7 protein-coding genes are annotated in these 16527 nt (G+C 56.4%); all 7 read left to right on the top strand.

The window, feature by feature from the left end; genetic code table 11:
- Nucleotides 1-13 precede the first annotated feature (13 nt).
- The 7 genes from ACL2XG_RS17695 (at nucleotide 14) to tnpB (ending at nucleotide 16513) form a co-directional block, all read left to right on the top strand.
- Nucleotides 14-211, top strand: a complete 198-nt coding sequence (locus ACL2XG_RS17695) for a hypothetical protein (RefSeq protein WP_410013125.1) — start codon at nucleotides 14-16, stop codon at nucleotides 209-211.
- A 330-nt stretch (nucleotides 212-541) separates the two neighbouring features.
- Nucleotides 542-1291, top strand: coding sequence for an SDR family oxidoreductase (locus tag ACL2XG_RS17700; protein ID WP_410013126.1), 750 nt, complete (start codon nucleotides 542-544; stop codon nucleotides 1289-1291).
- Nucleotides 1292-1794: 503 nt separating this feature from the next.
- Nucleotides 1795-3519 carry a ShlB/FhaC/HecB family hemolysin secretion/activation protein gene (locus tag ACL2XG_RS17705; RefSeq protein WP_413721632.1) on the top strand — a complete coding sequence of 575 codons (1725 nt, stop codon included), beginning with the start codon at nucleotides 1795-1797 and terminating at the stop codon, nucleotides 3517-3519.
- A gap of 75 nt (nucleotides 3520-3594) precedes the next feature.
- Complete coding sequence (locus tag ACL2XG_RS17710; protein ID WP_413721631.1) at nucleotides 3595-14964, top strand: hemagglutinin repeat-containing protein; 11370 nt, start codon at nucleotides 3595-3597, stop codon at nucleotides 14962-14964.
- A 257-nt stretch (nucleotides 14965-15221) separates the two neighbouring features.
- Nucleotides 15222-15371: a hypothetical protein gene (locus tag ACL2XG_RS17715; RefSeq protein WP_413721630.1), complete on the top strand. Its 150-nt coding sequence runs from the start codon at nucleotides 15222-15224 to the stop codon at nucleotides 15369-15371.
- Nucleotides 15372-15767: 396 nt separating this feature from the next.
- Nucleotides 15768-16169: a transposase gene (locus tag ACL2XG_RS17720; RefSeq protein ID WP_413721629.1), complete on the top strand. Its 402-nt coding sequence runs from the start codon at nucleotides 15768-15770 to the stop codon at nucleotides 16167-16169.
- A complete protein-coding gene (tnpB, locus tag ACL2XG_RS17725; protein ID WP_413721628.1) occupies nucleotides 16166-16513 on the top strand; it encodes an IS66 family insertion sequence element accessory protein TnpB in 348 nt (115 codons plus the stop codon). Before ACL2XG_RS17720 ends, tnpB begins: the two co-directional genes overlap by 4 nt.
- Nucleotides 16514-16527 lie beyond the last annotated feature (14 nt).

Consider the following 16527-nt stretch of genomic DNA (forward strand, 5'->3'; position numbering starts at 1 on the left):
TATAGCATACAGAATGACGACATTTCATAAAGAAATAGAGACAGCGGTCGAGAATTCAGGTTGTTTGTTTACCACCGTTAAAATAGAGCACATCCTCACAGGGTTGCTGTTCGACGTGGTGAGCTATCTTGCCGATGAACTGAAAGCGCCGTGCTGGATATGTATCGCCGAAGTGATAAAGTTTATAATAGAAGTGGAGATGGCAGGATAAAGATACGTGCCACGTTATCAAAATCCGTCATCAGGGCGGATTTCTTCATTGTGGTGTCGGACTCAATGAGAGAAAACTTTTTTAAAGCGCGATAGCAATCGTTTTCCCCGCCGGAAGCGTGACATCAATACCCCGATCTCAGCCAGACGCTATCACATAACATTTTAATATTGACGGCTGAGCCATCGCCATCAGGGCCACATTGGCTGTTTACTGCCCATTGCTTTCAGCCGTTCAGTCTGATAAATGTTGAGTGCTTACCTGACCGGGCACCCCCCTTGGCGCGGAAACGCTATCGTGACGCTCCACTTACGACCGGATACACAGCATATGAAAAATAAAATTACCCTGATAACCGGCGGCGATCGCGGCATCGGCCGGGCTACGGCATTATGCCTCGCCAGCAAAGGACACCAGGTTTGTATTGGCTATCATACCCGTGAAGCCAGTGCGCAAGCGGTTATCGATGACATTCGCCATGGCGGCGGGAATGCCATTGCGGTTCAGGTAGATATCGCCCAGGAAGAACAGGTGGTGGAACTGTTCAGGCAAATAGATAAACAGCTTGGCCCCATTACCGGGTTGGTCAATAACGCGGCAATGCTGATGCCTCAAGCCTCTATCGAACAGTTGGATGCAACACGGCTAGCCACCCTGTTTGCCACCAATGTCAGCGGCAGCTTTATCTGCGCCCGGGAAGCGGTTAAACGGATGGCGCATCGCCATGGCGGCCAGGGGGGAGCCATCGTTAACGTATCCTCGGCGGCATCACGGCTCGGTTCACCCCATGAATATGTGGATTATGCCGCTTCGAAAGGCGCCATTGATACGTTAACCATTGGCCTGTCCCTGGAGGTCGCGGCCCAGGGAATTCGCGTTAACGCCGTGCGCCCCGGCTTTATTTACACCGAAATGCACGCCGATGGCGGCGAGCCAAAACGGGTGGATCGTGTTAAAGGTAATTTGCCGATGCAACGCGGCGGCCAGCCAGAAGAAGTGGCTCAGGCTATCGCATGGTTATTGTCTGATGAGGCTTCCTATGTCACAGGCAGTTTCCTTGATCTTGCGGGAGGAAAATAGTTCGCATAATAAAAGAACAAAAAATATTGCGGGGCTCATCACTGATCTGACACTATTTCTCAATTACTGGCGTCCTTTGCGCTTACCAGTATTTCGCTGATGAACTTAATGAATATCAACCTCATCAGTCAGCCTTGTCATATATATTATTCATGCTGGATCTTTGGTGGTTGTTTTATTATTTTCCGCGGAATAGATTAATAATTTCACTTTTCTTTCATCAGGCCGACTTTTCGGCGATATATAGCTTAGCCCGTGAAATTATAACTCCCCATCAGTGGCTTGCTTCAACTCAAGGTTTAATAATGGTTTAACAATGTTGCCGATTTTGAATTGATTTTTTTCTGGGCTCATACGCATAATGCCACTATCTCAAAACGGATATTCACCCTGCGTTATATCTTGATGCAAATGACTCACTTTATCGGGTGAGAACCATTGTCCTGCGATATTTGAGTAATGGACAAGATGTCCATTGATTGACATTGAATAAGGAGCCATGGATGGGCCATGATTACGCCGGCAGTATACCGCTGCTAACCAGATGGGCATTTCTTTTGCTGTCCATCTTCATCTCTGCTCCGCTGATTGCCGGCCCCTTTTCTGGGGGGGCCGCACAAAGCGCGTCGGCTATTGACGCCCAGGAACAGTTTAGACAGCAGGAACGTGCGCGCGCGTTACAAAAGCAAAATGCCCCTGTTTCAGACATCCACCTTGACCGTCCCGGCATAACTCTGCCTGATTATCCTGTCGATGAACATCCCTGTTTTACTATTAATACTCTTCAATTGGATGGCGATTCCGCCAGCAATTTCCAGTGGGCGCTGGAAGCCGCCGGCGACGCCAAAGGCCGCTGCCTGGGGAGTCAGGGGATAACGCTGGTCATCAATAAAGTCCAGAATGCCATCCTGAAAAAAGGCTATGTCACCACCCGCGTGATGGCCCGGGAGCAAGATCTGACGACAGGCGTGCTGACGCTGACGCTTCAGCCCGGACGCATTGGCAGCATCCGCTTTGATGGGCCGGTTTCCTGGCGCGCCAGATTATGGAATGCCATGCCGGCGGCATCAGGCGACCTTCTTAATCTGCGCGATATCGAGCAGGCGCTGGAGAACTTGAAACGGGCGCCCAGCGTTGCGGTCGATATCAAGATTATGCCCGGCGAGCAAGAGGCCACCAGCGATCTCGTCGTGAGCTGGAAAGAAGGCCGCCCGATTCGTCTCAGTTTAGGGCTGGATGACAGCGGCGCCAAAAGCACCGGCCGTTATCTGAGATCCGCGACCCTGGCGATTGACGCGCCTTTAGCTCATAACGATCTGTTTTATATCAATATGGGCAGTGATGTGTTTCAGCGCGGGCCGTTTGGTAACCGCTCCCGTACCCTTAATTATGCAATTCCAATCGGGTACTGGGGGTTTTCCGCCAACTACAACGATTACACCTATCATCAGAATATCGCCAACGCCAACCAGCTACTGACCTACAGCGGCAAGAGCGAGAACATGCAGTTGACGGTGTCCCGGCTGCTGTTTCGCAATCAGTCGCATAAAACCACTCTCAACGTGCGTGCCCATCGTCGGCATTCCACCAATGCCGTGAACGGTCAAGATATGGATACTCAGCATCGCCGTACCGCTGCCTGGGAACTGGGACTTAACCAGCGCAGCTATCTCGGCAAGGCCACGCTGGATGCAAACATTAACTGGCGTCGGGGGACGGGGGCGTTTGGCGCCCGGTCGGCGCCCGAAGAGGCCACTGACCGCGGCAGCGCCCGCACGGGCTTCGCCGTGGGGGATATCAGCCTGAATTATCCATTCGCCTGTGTTGCGCAGCCCTGGCGCTATTACACCAGCCTGCGCGGTCAGTGGAGCAAGTATCCACTGACGCCGCAAGACCGCATGGCCATTGCCGGGCGTTATACCGTGCGCGGGTTTGACGGCGAGCAAATGCTAGCAGGTGAAAAAGGCCTGCTTTGGCGTAATCAACTGGCCTGGAATGTGATGTCGCGCGGTCACGAGCTTTACTGGGCAGTGGACTTCGGACGTGTCGGCGGGCCGGCTGCCCACAAGTTGGCCGGACGCCAGCTGGCGGGCGGCGCCCTGGGGCTGAGCGGCGCGTTCTGGGGGCGGTTCAGCTACGACGTGTTTGCCGGAATGCCCCTTTATAAACCGGAAGGCTTTCATACCTCAGGCGTTACCAGCGGTTTTAACCTCAACCTGCAAATTTAATGTCAACCGGCATGTTTGTCCGTGTCAGATCAACACTTTTGCTGCTTGGGCTGTATTTTCACAGGGACGGAACCCATGAACAAACATTGCTATCGTCTTATCTTTAGCCGCAGCCAGGGTGAATTACGGGTGGTGTCCGAGCTGGCGCGCGGTTGCAGCATCTGGCCCGGTCAAAGGCGCGGAACCGGCGCCTCGCGTCTTTGGGTGACGGTGCGCCGGGCCGAGTGGCTGCTGGGGCTGGCCCTGTTTGCCGGGCCGGCGCTGGCGCATGGCATTGTTGCTGATGGGCGCGTGGCGCATGAGTTGCGTCCGGAAGTGATATCCACGCGGAATGGCCTGCCGCAGGTGAATATCACAGCACCTAATCAGGCCGGGTTGTCACATAATCATTTTCAGCAGTTCGATGTTGGCCCTCAGGGCGCCATCCTTAACAATTCGGCGGAGATGATCACGACCCAGATGGCAGGGATTATTCAGGGCAATCCCAACCTTAATCCGAATGCCGCGCCGGCACGGGTCATTCTTAATGAAGTTAACAGTGACAATCCCAGCCAACTGCGGGGTTTTCTGGAAGTGGCGGGCGGCATGGCGCAGGTGATTGTGGCCAACCCGTCGGGGATTGTGTGTGACGGCTGCGGCACCATTAATGCCGGACGCATGACCCTTACCACCGGGAGGCCGCAGTTAAACGCCGACGGTAGTCTGGCAGGATACCAGGTCGAACGGGGCTTGGTACGAGTCGAGGGCGGCGGACTTAACAACGATGCGCGGCATGATACCCGGTATGTCGATATTCTGGCGCGCGCGGTGAAATTGAATGCCTCCGTCAGGGCCGAAAATGAAATCTTAGTGGTGGCGGGCCGCAACCATATCAGTGCGAACGGTCAGGCGGTGACGCCCCTGGCCTCTGACAGCACGGCACCCGAGCTGGCGATAGATATGGGACAACTGGGAGGCATGTATAGCGGTCAGATCCGCATGATAGGCACCGAAGCGGGTGTTGGCGTGCGCGGCCAGGGCGGACACCTGCGCGCGGGCGCGACCCTGGCTGTGAGCAGCGAAGGCCGCCTTAGCTGGCAATCAGGCGCGGTGGAGATGGTTACCCAGGTCGGAGGCGATATCACTCTTGCCGCCAGAGGCACTATCGAACATCACGGCAAACTCCACAGCGGAGGGCGGCTGGTGGTGCAAAGCCGCGAGGGGGTTATTCGCCAGTCGGGCACCCTGGCGGCGACGGGTGACGTCCGGCTGGACGCTGCCAGGGGCATTCAAGGCAGCGGGCATATACTGGCGGGGAGCAATGAGAATAGTGCGCTGATACGTGGGGCGGACTTGACGTTGCATAGTCAGGACGACATTCGGGTCAGCGGCAGCCTGTTGAGCCAGAAAGATGTCAATATAACCGGGCGCCGAATAGATATCGGTCAAGGTCGCCTGGCGGCCGAACGCGCCGTCTTTGTGGCACAAGCTGGCGGAGTCGTCCTGCAGCAGGCAACGGTCGACAGCGGTCAGCTCACGATCAACACGACGGGCAATATTGATGCGCAGAAGGCCCAAGTGCGCGCCGGCCATTGGGATATTAATGCCGATAGTCTGTTTACTCCGGGAGGCGTCTGGTCGCAGGTCGGCCCTGGCGGTAGCCGACTCATCCTAACCGGCTCACTGGATAATACCGATGGCGACATCGATGCCCGGCAACTCACCCTGGATGTGGCATCCGTTAATAACCGGCATGGCCGCCTGGCCGCGTTAGACGAGATAGCGCAGCATTGGCGGGTGCGAGGCCGGCTGAGCAACCACGAGGGCGTGGTAGGATGCCATGGCAATCTGACGCTTGAGCTAGGGGACCTGGATAACCAGGATGGCACGGTGAAAAGTCAGTCCGAGCTTAGCATCAGGGTGCAGGAAAATATCCATAGCCTGGGTGGTAAGCTGCTGGCCGGTCAGAAACTGACGCTGAATACTTTGGGAACAGTCGACAACCGGTCCGGAAGGGTGCAGGGCGGGCATCTGCAACTTAGGGCACAAGGTCTGAATAATGCGCATGGGCACTTGGTCAGCGGGGGACACCTGCATCTGAGTGCGCATCAGTCTGTGGACAATCAACACGGCCTTATCGATGCCGGTAACGCGCTTGATGTCAGTACCGATGGCGACTGGAGTAATCAGGGTGGCAAACTGGTGAGCAAAGGAGACTTGCACCTCAATGCGCATCAGTCGGTGGATAACCGAAACGGCCTTATCGAAGCGGCCGAGACGCTGGATATGCGCACCGGCGGCGGCTGGAACAACCGCGAAGGTACGGCGCTGGGCGCCGGCCAGGTCAACGTTGTGGCCAGGGATCTCGATAACGCCGCCGGCAAGGTGCGTTCGGGGGGCGGCATGATGCTCAGCACCGCCGGCAACCTCATCAATCAGGCCGGAACCCTGTCGGCAACGCAGGGGTTAAGCTGGCAGGGCGGCACGGACAGCCTGCTGGAGAACGATGCGGGCACATTGCTCAGCGGCGCGCAGATGTCACTGCGGGGCGGGCATCTGCACAACCGGCAGAAGGGAACCATACAAAGCCAGCAGGCGGTGACGTTGGACCTGGAGGGGGTTTGGGATAATCAGGGCGGAGAATTGGTCAGCGAGGGGAGCCTGCACCTCAATGCGCATCAGGCGGTGGATAACCGAAACGGTCTTATCGAAGCGGCTGGGACTCTGGATATGCGCACCGGCGGCGGCTGGGACAACCGCGAAGGTACAGCGTTAGGCGCCGGCCAGGTCAACGTTGTGGCCAGGGATCTCAATAACGCCGCCGGCAAGGTGCGTTCGGGGGGCGGCATGATGCTCAGCACCGCCGGCAACCTCATCAATCAGGCCGGAACCCTGTCGGCAACGCAGGGGTTAAGCTGGCAGGGCGGTACGGACTGCCTGCTGGAAAATGATGCGGGCACAGTGTTCAGCGGCGCGCAGATGTCGCTGCGGGGCGGGCATCTGCACAACCGGCAGAAGGGAACCATACAAAGCCAGCAGGCGGTGACGTTGGATCTGGAGGGGGGTTGGGATAATCAGGGCGGAGAATTGGTCAGCGAGGGGAGCCTGCACCTCAATGCGCATCAGGCGGTGGATAACCGAAACGGGCTTATCGAAGCGGCTGGGACTCTGGATATGCGCACCGGCGGCGGCTGGGACAACCGCGAAGGTACAGCGTTAGGCGCCGGCCAGGTCAACGTTGTGGCCAGGGATCTCAATAACGCCGCCGGCAAGGTGCGTTCGGGGGGCGGCATGATGCTCAGCACCGCCGGCAACCTCATCAATCAGGCCGGAACCCTGTCGGCAACGCAGGGGTTAAGCTGGCAGGGCGGCACGGACAGCCTGCTGGAGAACGATGCGGGCACATTGCTCAGCGGCGCGCAGATGTCGCTGCGGGGCGGGCATCTGCACAACCGGCAGAAGGGAACCATACAAAGCCAGCAGGCGGTGACGTTGGATCTGGATGGCGTTTGGGATAATCAGGGCGGCAAACTGATTAGCATGGATCACGGCGCGATACGCGCCCTCAGCCTCCTTAACGCAATGGGTGATATCCAGGCGTTCGACGCACTGGATGTGCATCTCATTCGCACGCTTGATAATAGTAATGGCCTCGTCTCCAGCCAGGGCTCTCAGTCCCTGAGGGCGGAAAACATTCTCAACGCGGGGGGGGAAATGGGCAGCCAGGGCGGCTGGTCCGCAGTCACCCGGCGGTTTGACAATAGCGAGGGCAGCGTACTGAGCATGCAGGATGCGGCGCTTACCGTCACCGGCCTGGATAATCGGCAGGGCTCGCTGCAGTCGAAGGGTTCGCTGATGTTGCGAGCAGTGCAGGACATCCGCAACGAACTGGGAAAAATCAGCGCCCAGGCGCGCCTGGATGTGCAAGGTGTCACCGACGGGGCGGCAGGGGGTAAGCTGCGTAACGCCGGCGGCCAATTGACGTCTGGTGACGCTCTCAATGTGACGGCGCAGAGCGTGGATAATCAACAAAACGGCTTAATCTATAGTCAGAAGCAGATGAGGTTGGCTTTGACCGATGCCCTGGATAACCGTCAGGGTAAACTGGTAAGCGGTGAGGGAGTACAGATTAGCGCCCGGTCGCTGCTGAATACGCAGGGAACGCTGAAAAGCAGCGGTGACCAGCAAATTTCAGCGGACCGGGTAGACAACCTGCAGGGGGGGGTATTGTGCAGTTTGGATGCGCTGACGCTTGCCGCGCGGACGCTGTCCAATCTGGGCGGTATGCTTATCAGCCGGAGCGCAGGCGTATACCGTATTGATGTGCTTAATAATCAGGAGGGAAAAATCCACAGTGACGGTACGCTGACTTTGAACGGCGATCAAATCAACAACCCGGCGGGGGATTTGGCATCGACCGGGACGCTGACGCTTGTCAGCGCGCAGCTGGATAACAGCGGCCAGGGTAAAATTACCAGCCGGGATGCGCTGGACGTGGGGGTAAACCGGCTGAACAACCGCGATGGCGGACTGCTGTTGGGTACAACACACACTGATATAACGGCCCATGAGCTGGAAAACAGCGCGGGGTGGGTACAAAGTGTCGGTACGCTGACCTTGTCGCAAATGACGCGATTGGATAACCGACAGGGGCATCTTCTGGCCAACGGTACGTTGAGTATCAATGCCACCGATCCTAACGCGCTAGTGCTGTTCAATCAGGGCGGCAACATCAAGAGCGGAGATAGAACCGTTGTCAACACACAAACTCTGAATAACCAGGGTGGAACAATATTTAGCCAGCAGGCATTAACGGCAACCGTGCAACAGGACTACACCCACCAGGTTGGCGATACGATTAATAGTAATGGTGAGACAATATTATCTGTCGGCGGCGTGCTGATTAATCTTGCCGACTGGCTACTATCCGGTGACCTGACCGTCAACAGCGCCCATTTCACCAATTTGGGCTCCCTGGTCGGGAAAACGCTGAACTTGACAACCGGCGCGTTAATCAATCAAGGCCGCATTGAAGCCGACAGTGTGACACTTATCAGCGACACCACGAATAACCGCGCGACCCTAGTTGGCGGTGACGTGAATGTGCGCAGCAGGATTATCGACAACGACGGACGCGATGTGGTGATGGCCGCCACGGAGAGTCTCAACCTTACGGCCGGCGAGCGCCTGACCAACCGGGATGGTGGCCTGATCTACAGCGCCAACACACTGCAGCTTGTTAGTGATGACAACATTGAGAATCGTGCAAGCAGAATCGAGGCCGATGGAGATGTTTTGGTCGATGCCCAGCGACTGGATAATCTGCGCGAAGGACTGGATATCGAACACGATGCGGAAAAAAGCGACTATAAATGGCGCCGTGCCAACCTCTACTGGCGTTCTTACGGCTCAAAGGTTAATCCCGATAAAAGCACTATCGCGCCCACCACCCAGCGACTGACATTCAACGATGACGATGCGGCGGCAAACAGCCGTTACGGTACCCTGCTGGAAATAGATGCCGCCGGCAAAAAGGCGCAGCTTTATGTTAAGGATAATAAGGGGAAGATGCGCAGTGTGTGGGTGAATTACCTGGAGCTGACGCCAGGAAGCGACGGTGGCTACGACATGACGTTTTATGAGACGCGGGGTTTTCGGCAGAAAGGGGTTCCGACGCCTTACCATAATACGTTCTGGCGTGAACACGATCGCGGCCGGATTGATACGTGGGATCCTGACCGATACATCGACGTTGCCGAGGCTCCTTTTGTAACCGACTACAGCAATTTCCGTGAGCGGACGGTCACAGGTAGTTCGTCCACGGACAAGCTGGTATCAGCGGGCTCCGGCGCCCACATTCTGGCGGGCGGCAACATGGTGTTGCGCATTGCCGGTCAGTTATTCAATGACGCCAGTACGCTGAGCGCCAACCGCGACCTGTCGGTTGAGGGCGACGGCAAGCTGATCAACCAGGGGTATTCGGTAAATAGACGCGATCAGGAGTATATCGTCGATCATTATGACAAGGACACAATACATTGGTATCCAACGTTCAATCGCGACGAGACCACGGCGCTGGCCACAATTGACAGCATATTAACCGGCCACGGCAATGTCGCCATCAAAGGTACTCATATTGAGAATACCACGGTCAACCCGGCGCAAATCAGCACGGTGCAGGCAGCACAGAAAGCAGCAGAAGCCGAGCGCGCAGAATGGCAACACAATCCGCTGGCGTTCGCGGTTGATAAAGCCAAATGGAGCACGACCCATTTCCAGCTGACGCCCCGTAGCCGGCCGCTCACACAGTCAGAACTTGAGCTCATCCCGGCCGGAAGAAGGCTCGCGCCGGGAGAATGGGCTCTTACGTCGGCGCAACGAAATCTCCCGACGGCTAATCTGACGCTTACGCCGGGCAGTAGGCCGCTCACGCCGGCTGAAATTACCCTGACCCACCAGCAGCACCTTGGCAGAGTGGCGACGTCTATTCCCAATAATGGACTGTTCCGTCAGCAGCCCGACGCGGGAAGCGCCTATTTGGTGGTGACAGACCGCCGATTCACCGATCGAGGCAAATTCATCAGCAGTGATTACTTATTGCAGCGTATAGGATATGACCCCGCAAAAGTCCATAAGCGCCTGAGCGATGGCTACTATGAACAGCGTCTGGTGCGCGAGCAATTGCTGCAGTTGACCGGTCGTCCCTCCGTGCGCGGCGAAAATGCAATGGCACAATATCAGTCATTGATGAACAACGGGAGCCGCGTGGCTTCAGACTTTCAGCTGGTACCGGGAATAGCGCTGACGCCGGCGCAAATTGCCGCGTTGCAACAGGATATCGTCTGGCTGGTGAGCGAAACGGTCGACACTGCTGAAGGGCCACAAACGGTTTGGGTGCCGAAGGTATACCTGGCCGGGAACACATTACGTTTGACGGGGGAGGGCGCATTGATTGGCGGGGGCAATCTGTCTGTGTCGACCCGAAGCCTTGACAATGCCGGCAACCTGTTTGCCGATGAGGCGCTCAAAATAGACACCAGTCACTTCCTGCAAGAGGGTGGTGAAGTCCGTGCTGATGCCATCAGCATCCATGCCGACAGCCTTACCCTGAGTACCCGTCTGCAGGATGCGCTGCGCCAGGCGACAATGACCGCGCGTGAACTCAGTCTCACCAGTGGGGATATCCTCCTGCGGGGGGCCAGACTGAAGGCGGCACAGAACCTCAGCCTGAACGCGCGCAATAATCTTGATATCACCACGGCCAAAAACAGCACGGAGGCGGATCTTAGGGTATTAACCGGAACGATAGGTAACCGGGCCGGTGATTCTTTAAGAGAGGACGGAAATCGTCTGGCACAGGTCAGCGGCGAGTGGCAACAGGCCCTGGGTAGTGAGCTAAGCGCGGGTGGCAATCTCAGCCTTAAGGCGGGTCAGAATCTCTCCCTGCTAGGCAGTCAGGCCCAAGCCGGAGGCAACACACATGTACGGGCCGGCGGGGACGTGAAGCTATTGGCGGATACTACCACCAACACTACCCACCTCAGCGCGGGCAGCCGTACATCGTCGGTGAGTAACCGCCGTGAGGAGGATAGGCTGCATCTCAGCACCCTGAGTGGAGATAAGGGCTTAACTGTTCAGGCGGGAACAACCCTTTTGGCCAAAGGGGCACAAATCGACAGTACCTCCGGCAGTATTGGCCTGAGCGCGCGGCAGGTCACGATCGGGGAAGCGCGTCAGCGTGTCTCGGATCGGGACAGCGAGCGCAAACGTGATGGCAAAACGCAAAGCCGGCGGGATATGGTAACGACGAGTGATAGCGCCGTGAGCAGCACTCTCACCGCCCGTGACAAGATGATGATCGTGGCTCGTGACGGTGATATATCGGTAACGGGCAGTACGCTGCACAGCGAACAAGGGGGGCTGGTTGTGCAGGCGAGCAAGGATATTCATCTTAATAGCGCCACTGAAAGCCAGTACCAATTCTCGGATGAACGCTCGGAGAAAAAGGGATACCTGTCGAAGAGCAGCAGCCACAGGGTTAAGGAAGATCACGTCACCCGCGAAACAGGCACTCTGCTGAGCGGTAATACGGTATTGCTCTCCGCTGGCAACGACCTGACTGTGACCGGGTCGGCGGTGGTGGGCGACAATGATGTCACCCTGCAGGCGGGAAACAATATCGCCATTACTGCCGCCACTGAAACGCAATACCACTATTTACTGGAAGAGCAGAAAAAAAGCGGGTTGATGGGCAGCGGAGGCATCGGTTTTACCGTGGGCAGTAAGTCATCTCGCCACCAGGTCAAGGAAGATGGGGCCACGCAAAGCCAAAGCGTCAGCACGCTGGGCAGCAGCAAGGGCAACCTGAATCTTACGGCCGGCAACCGAATGTATATCGGCGGAGCCGATCTGGTTGCCGGACAGGACCTGACGATCACCGGCGACAGCGTGCAAATTGATCCGGGGTATGACAAACGCACCCGTAAAGAGACATTTGAGTCAAAACAAAGCGGCCTGAGTCTGGCGCTATCGGGAACGGTGGGCGGCGCGCTTAATACCGCCGTCAGCACGGCGCAGCAGGCAAACAAAGAGAGCGACGGCCGCCTGAGGGCCCTGCAGGGCACCAAGGCAGCGCTTTCGGGTACCCAGGCGGCACTGGCGTATGGGCAAGATAACGCCCTGACGGAGGCGGCGGATGCTAAAAACGCCGCCGCCGGGCTCAAGGCAGGCGACGAAGGTGCACAGCAAGGAGCCACCAACACGGTTGGCATTAGCCTGTCCTATGGTAGCCAGTCATCCCGGAGCGAAACGCGTACGGAAAGCGCACGGTCACGCGGAAGTACGCTCAATGCAGGCAAAGACCTGACGATTACGGCCACCGGAAACGGTGCGGACGGTCGGGGAAATATCAGCGTTCAGGGTAGCCAACTGAAAGCGGGCGCGGATATTGCGCTTGCCGCCACACAGGATATCACCCTGCTGTCTGCACAGAATACCGAACGCATCGACAGTAAAAACAGCAGTAAGGGCGGCAGCGTTGGTGTCGGCATCGGCGTCGGAGCCGGCGGTTACGGCGTCAGCGTATCGGCGAGCGTCAATGCCGGCAAAGGGCATGAGAAAGGCCGCAGCCTGACCCATTCGGTAACCACCCTTGATGCGGGACAATCTCTCTCCCTCACCAGCGGTCGCGATACTACCCTGAAAGGGGCGCAGGTCAGCGGAGAGATGATCAGCGCTAATGTCGGCCGCAATCTAACCCTAACCTCCGAGCAGGACAGCGATCGCTATGATAGTCAGCAGCAGAACGCCAGCGCCGGCGGCAGCTTTACCTTTGGATCGATGACCGGTTCTGCCAGCGTGAACGTCAGCCGGAATACGCTGCACAGCAACTATGACTCGGTTACGGAACAGACCGGGCTGTTTGCGGGAAAAGGCGGCTATGATATCAAGGTTAAAGATCACACCCAACTGGACGGAGCGGTTATCGCTGCCACGGCAACGCCGGACAAAAACACGCTGGACACCGGCACGCTGGGCTGGACGGACATTGATAACCAGGCCGACTATAAGTCTGAACATCAGAGCGCGGGCTTTAACAGCGGCGGACCGGTTGGCGGTAATGTGCTAAGTAACGTCAGCGCGCTGCCGCTGGCGGGCACGAACCATGAGAATCATGCTTCCGGCACGACGAAAGCGGCGGTATCGGCAGGCAGTCTGATCGTTCGGGATCAGGTGAATCAGCAACAGGATATCAGCCAGCTCAGCCGGGATCCAGACCATGCCAACGACGGCAGCATCAGCCCCACCTTTGATAAAGAAAAAGAGCAGAAACGGCTGCAAAAGACACAACTTATTAGTGATATTGGCACGCAGGCGCTTGATATCTATAATACCCATGCGAAGACGAAAGCCACCCGCGAGGCCACGGCTGTGATGTCCGATAATGCGGCCCTTTCCCAACTTAAGGCGCAGGCGAAAATGGAGCTCGATACGGTGAAGCGTGCCAACCCCGCAGTTGAGAATGGCCCGCAGGCAGTAAGGGATAAGGCCTGGCAGATGGCTTACGACAATGCCCTCTTAGCACAAAGCGCCGGGATGGGCGGCAGCGTCAGGACGGGGGTCAATGCCGTGGTGGGCGCGCTGCAGGGACTGGCCGGCGGGGATATCAAGGCGGCGCTGGCGCAGGGTGCGGCGCCCTACCTGGCGGACAAGGTCAAGACTATTACCACGCAGGGCAAGCCGCATAGCGAACTGAGCGATGAGGAGAAGCGGAATAACGTGGTGGCGCATGCCATCCTGGGCGGGGTGATAGCCGAGTTGAGCGGCGCCAACGCCGTAGCGGGAGCGACCGGTGCGGCAAGCGGCGAAATGGCCGCGCCGGCGATAGCACTGGCATTATACGGCACGGCGGACAGCGATAAATTGACATCGCAACAAAAGGAGAACCTGGGCGCGCTGTCGACGCTGGCGTCGGGGATCGCGGCGGGAGTCAGCAGCGGCAGCATATCAGGTGCGACTGCGGGGGCGCAGGCTGGCAAAAACGCGGTGGAGAATAACTTCCTGAATGGTGATGAAGCCCGTGCGTTTGAGAAAGAGTGGACGGAATGCAAGGCTACGGGCGGTGACTGTGGCGCAGTTCGGGACAAATACGCAGCGATAAATGCCCGACGCAACGAAGAACTCCAGCAAATATGTACCGACAGCCCCCTCACCTGTGCGAGCTATCAAAAACAGCTGGTTGATACCGGTATCGATGCGGCCACACGCCCCACATGGATGCCAGACTGGTTCGGTGCGCCAATACGAGATGATGAGATCCGTGGCGTGGTACAGACGGAAAATGCCAAGGCGTTGGAGTATATCCATAAAAACACCGATAACTGGGACCGACTGGGATCGTTTGTGGCGGAGCCGGAAAATGTCCTAGGACTTGCCGGAACAGCGAAGTCATTCGTGGCCTCATCCGCGACCACAACAGCGAAAGCCACGGGTGCCGCCATGAGTCTGGGGGCAAATGCCGGTGTACAGGTGTTAGAGGGGAAAACAGGCGAAAAATTTGATTACACCAGTTTCTTCACGTCAGGTGTGAGTGGAACCGCCGGGGTAGGGAAATCGCTTAACTCTAATGTCAGGTTGAATGTAGGGGGAGCCTATTTTAGCAGCCATGTAACGGGCGAAAACTCAGAGGCTGCAATGATGGGGGCTGCAGGAGGAGCGGCCTTAGGCTTTGGTGTAGGAACTACTATTACCAGCTCTTGGGAAGCCAAACTTATCAAAGAGCATTTTGGTATGACAGCAAGTAAAAATGCTTTGAAATATAGTGACTCTGCTTTTGGTCCTGGTTACTTATTCAAAGAGTCAAAACTTAGCTCCATACCGGGCATATCTGGCGGGTTTGTTGGGGCGGGCACTTCAGAAGTCAGTAACTCTTTCGTACAAGGAGATATAAGGAAGGAAAAAGAATGATCAATTCTTTTCTATATTTCCTTTTCGTAGTTGCTTGTTACTCATGTGCATGTGCATGTGCTTTCGTTAGTATAGTTTGGGTGATTGCTACGCAGCCTTTATCGGTTGAGCAGGTAATGAAGTATTGCAAAATGGGCTTAGTTATTGGCGCTTTCGGGGGGGGCGCAATGTGGTTAATAATTCAAATAAATCTTAGAAAATGATGTGGAGAATAACTTCCTGAGCACTCAAGCCGCGATGCTTTAGCGGAAAAAATCATGCAGGGTGACAAAACATTACAAACCGCCAACGAGTATTTGCAATTGGAAAATGCTGATAAGCGCAGTGATGCTTTAGGTGAAATGACTGGGGCCATTGTCCAGGAATCTACTGGAAATGCTATCCAAAAAAGTGACAGTAAACAATGAAGCGGCCACTTTTGATGTTATTAACAATGATGAGTTATTGTTCAGTGGGTATTGGTTTAGCGGTACCTACTGCTCTTTGGTTAGCTTTGAAAGATACTTCTGAAATAGATTTTATTCATTATGCTATTTTTGGCGCTTGCTATGGGTTAGTAAGCGGCATTGCGATATGGCTGCTCTATCGATTCAATTTACATAAATAAGCAGTCCAAAAAATTCCGGCCAGAACGCTCTGGCTGGGATGTTACCAGTCACTACTCTCCCGAAAAATGCCCGTTCCCTCGCCTGAACACCGGCACATCACCGGTGTTGTTAGTAAGCGTAAGCCCAGCGCCGTCTGTTTTTAACCGCAGCCGTTAGTTAACCTTGGTGCCCATCTGTATCAGACGGACATCTCTCATGGAAACTCTCCAGACCAAGACGGACTGGCGTTCAGCGCCTCGCCAGTTCTACTCTCCAGAACTGAAGTTAAAGCTGGTTCAGCTTGCGCTACAACCAGGCGCATCCGTTGACGAGAACGTGAATGACAATGTCCTGTTCAAATGGATACGCTTGTTCGAGTGTGAAGGACGGGTTACCCGCCGTCAGCCCAAAGCCGGTCACGCCCGGCCCGCCACCACGCTTTTACCTATCCATATCACCGGGAATCCCGCGACGCCTGCGGCCCCGCAGAGATCTCAGCTGGAGCACCCCTGTTCCTGTGAAATCACATTTCCCCGGGGACGGATGATGGTGACGGCACCTTCGGCCAAGTTGCTGACCGTCCTGGTTCGTGAGCTCATGCAAGGCCCGCAATCATGATCGGCTTACCGGCGGGCACCCGTATCTGGCTGGTCGCCGGTCAGACTGACATGCGAAAGGGCTTCCAGGGCCTCGCCGGCCAGGTCGTATCCGCCCTCCAGCAAGACCCGCTGTCCGGCCATGTCTTCGTCTTCCGGGAAAAACGCGGCAACCTGACAAAGGTGTTTTGGTCGACCGGGGACGGCCTGTGCCTGCCGGCAAAACGCCTTGGGCGCGGCCGCTTGGTCTGGCCGCAATCCCGGGAGGGAAAAGTCTTCCTGACGCCAGCCCGGTTATCGATGCTGTTTAAAGAAATAAATTGGAAACAACCGGAACGCACTTCGTTTAACCTGGCGATATTGTAATAACCCGATAGCTT

The sequence above is a fragment of the Sodalis sp. RH24 genome (assembly GCF_047324145.1).
In the GTDB taxonomy this organism is placed as follows: domain Bacteria; phylum Pseudomonadota; class Gammaproteobacteria; order Enterobacterales; family Enterobacteriaceae; genus Acerihabitans.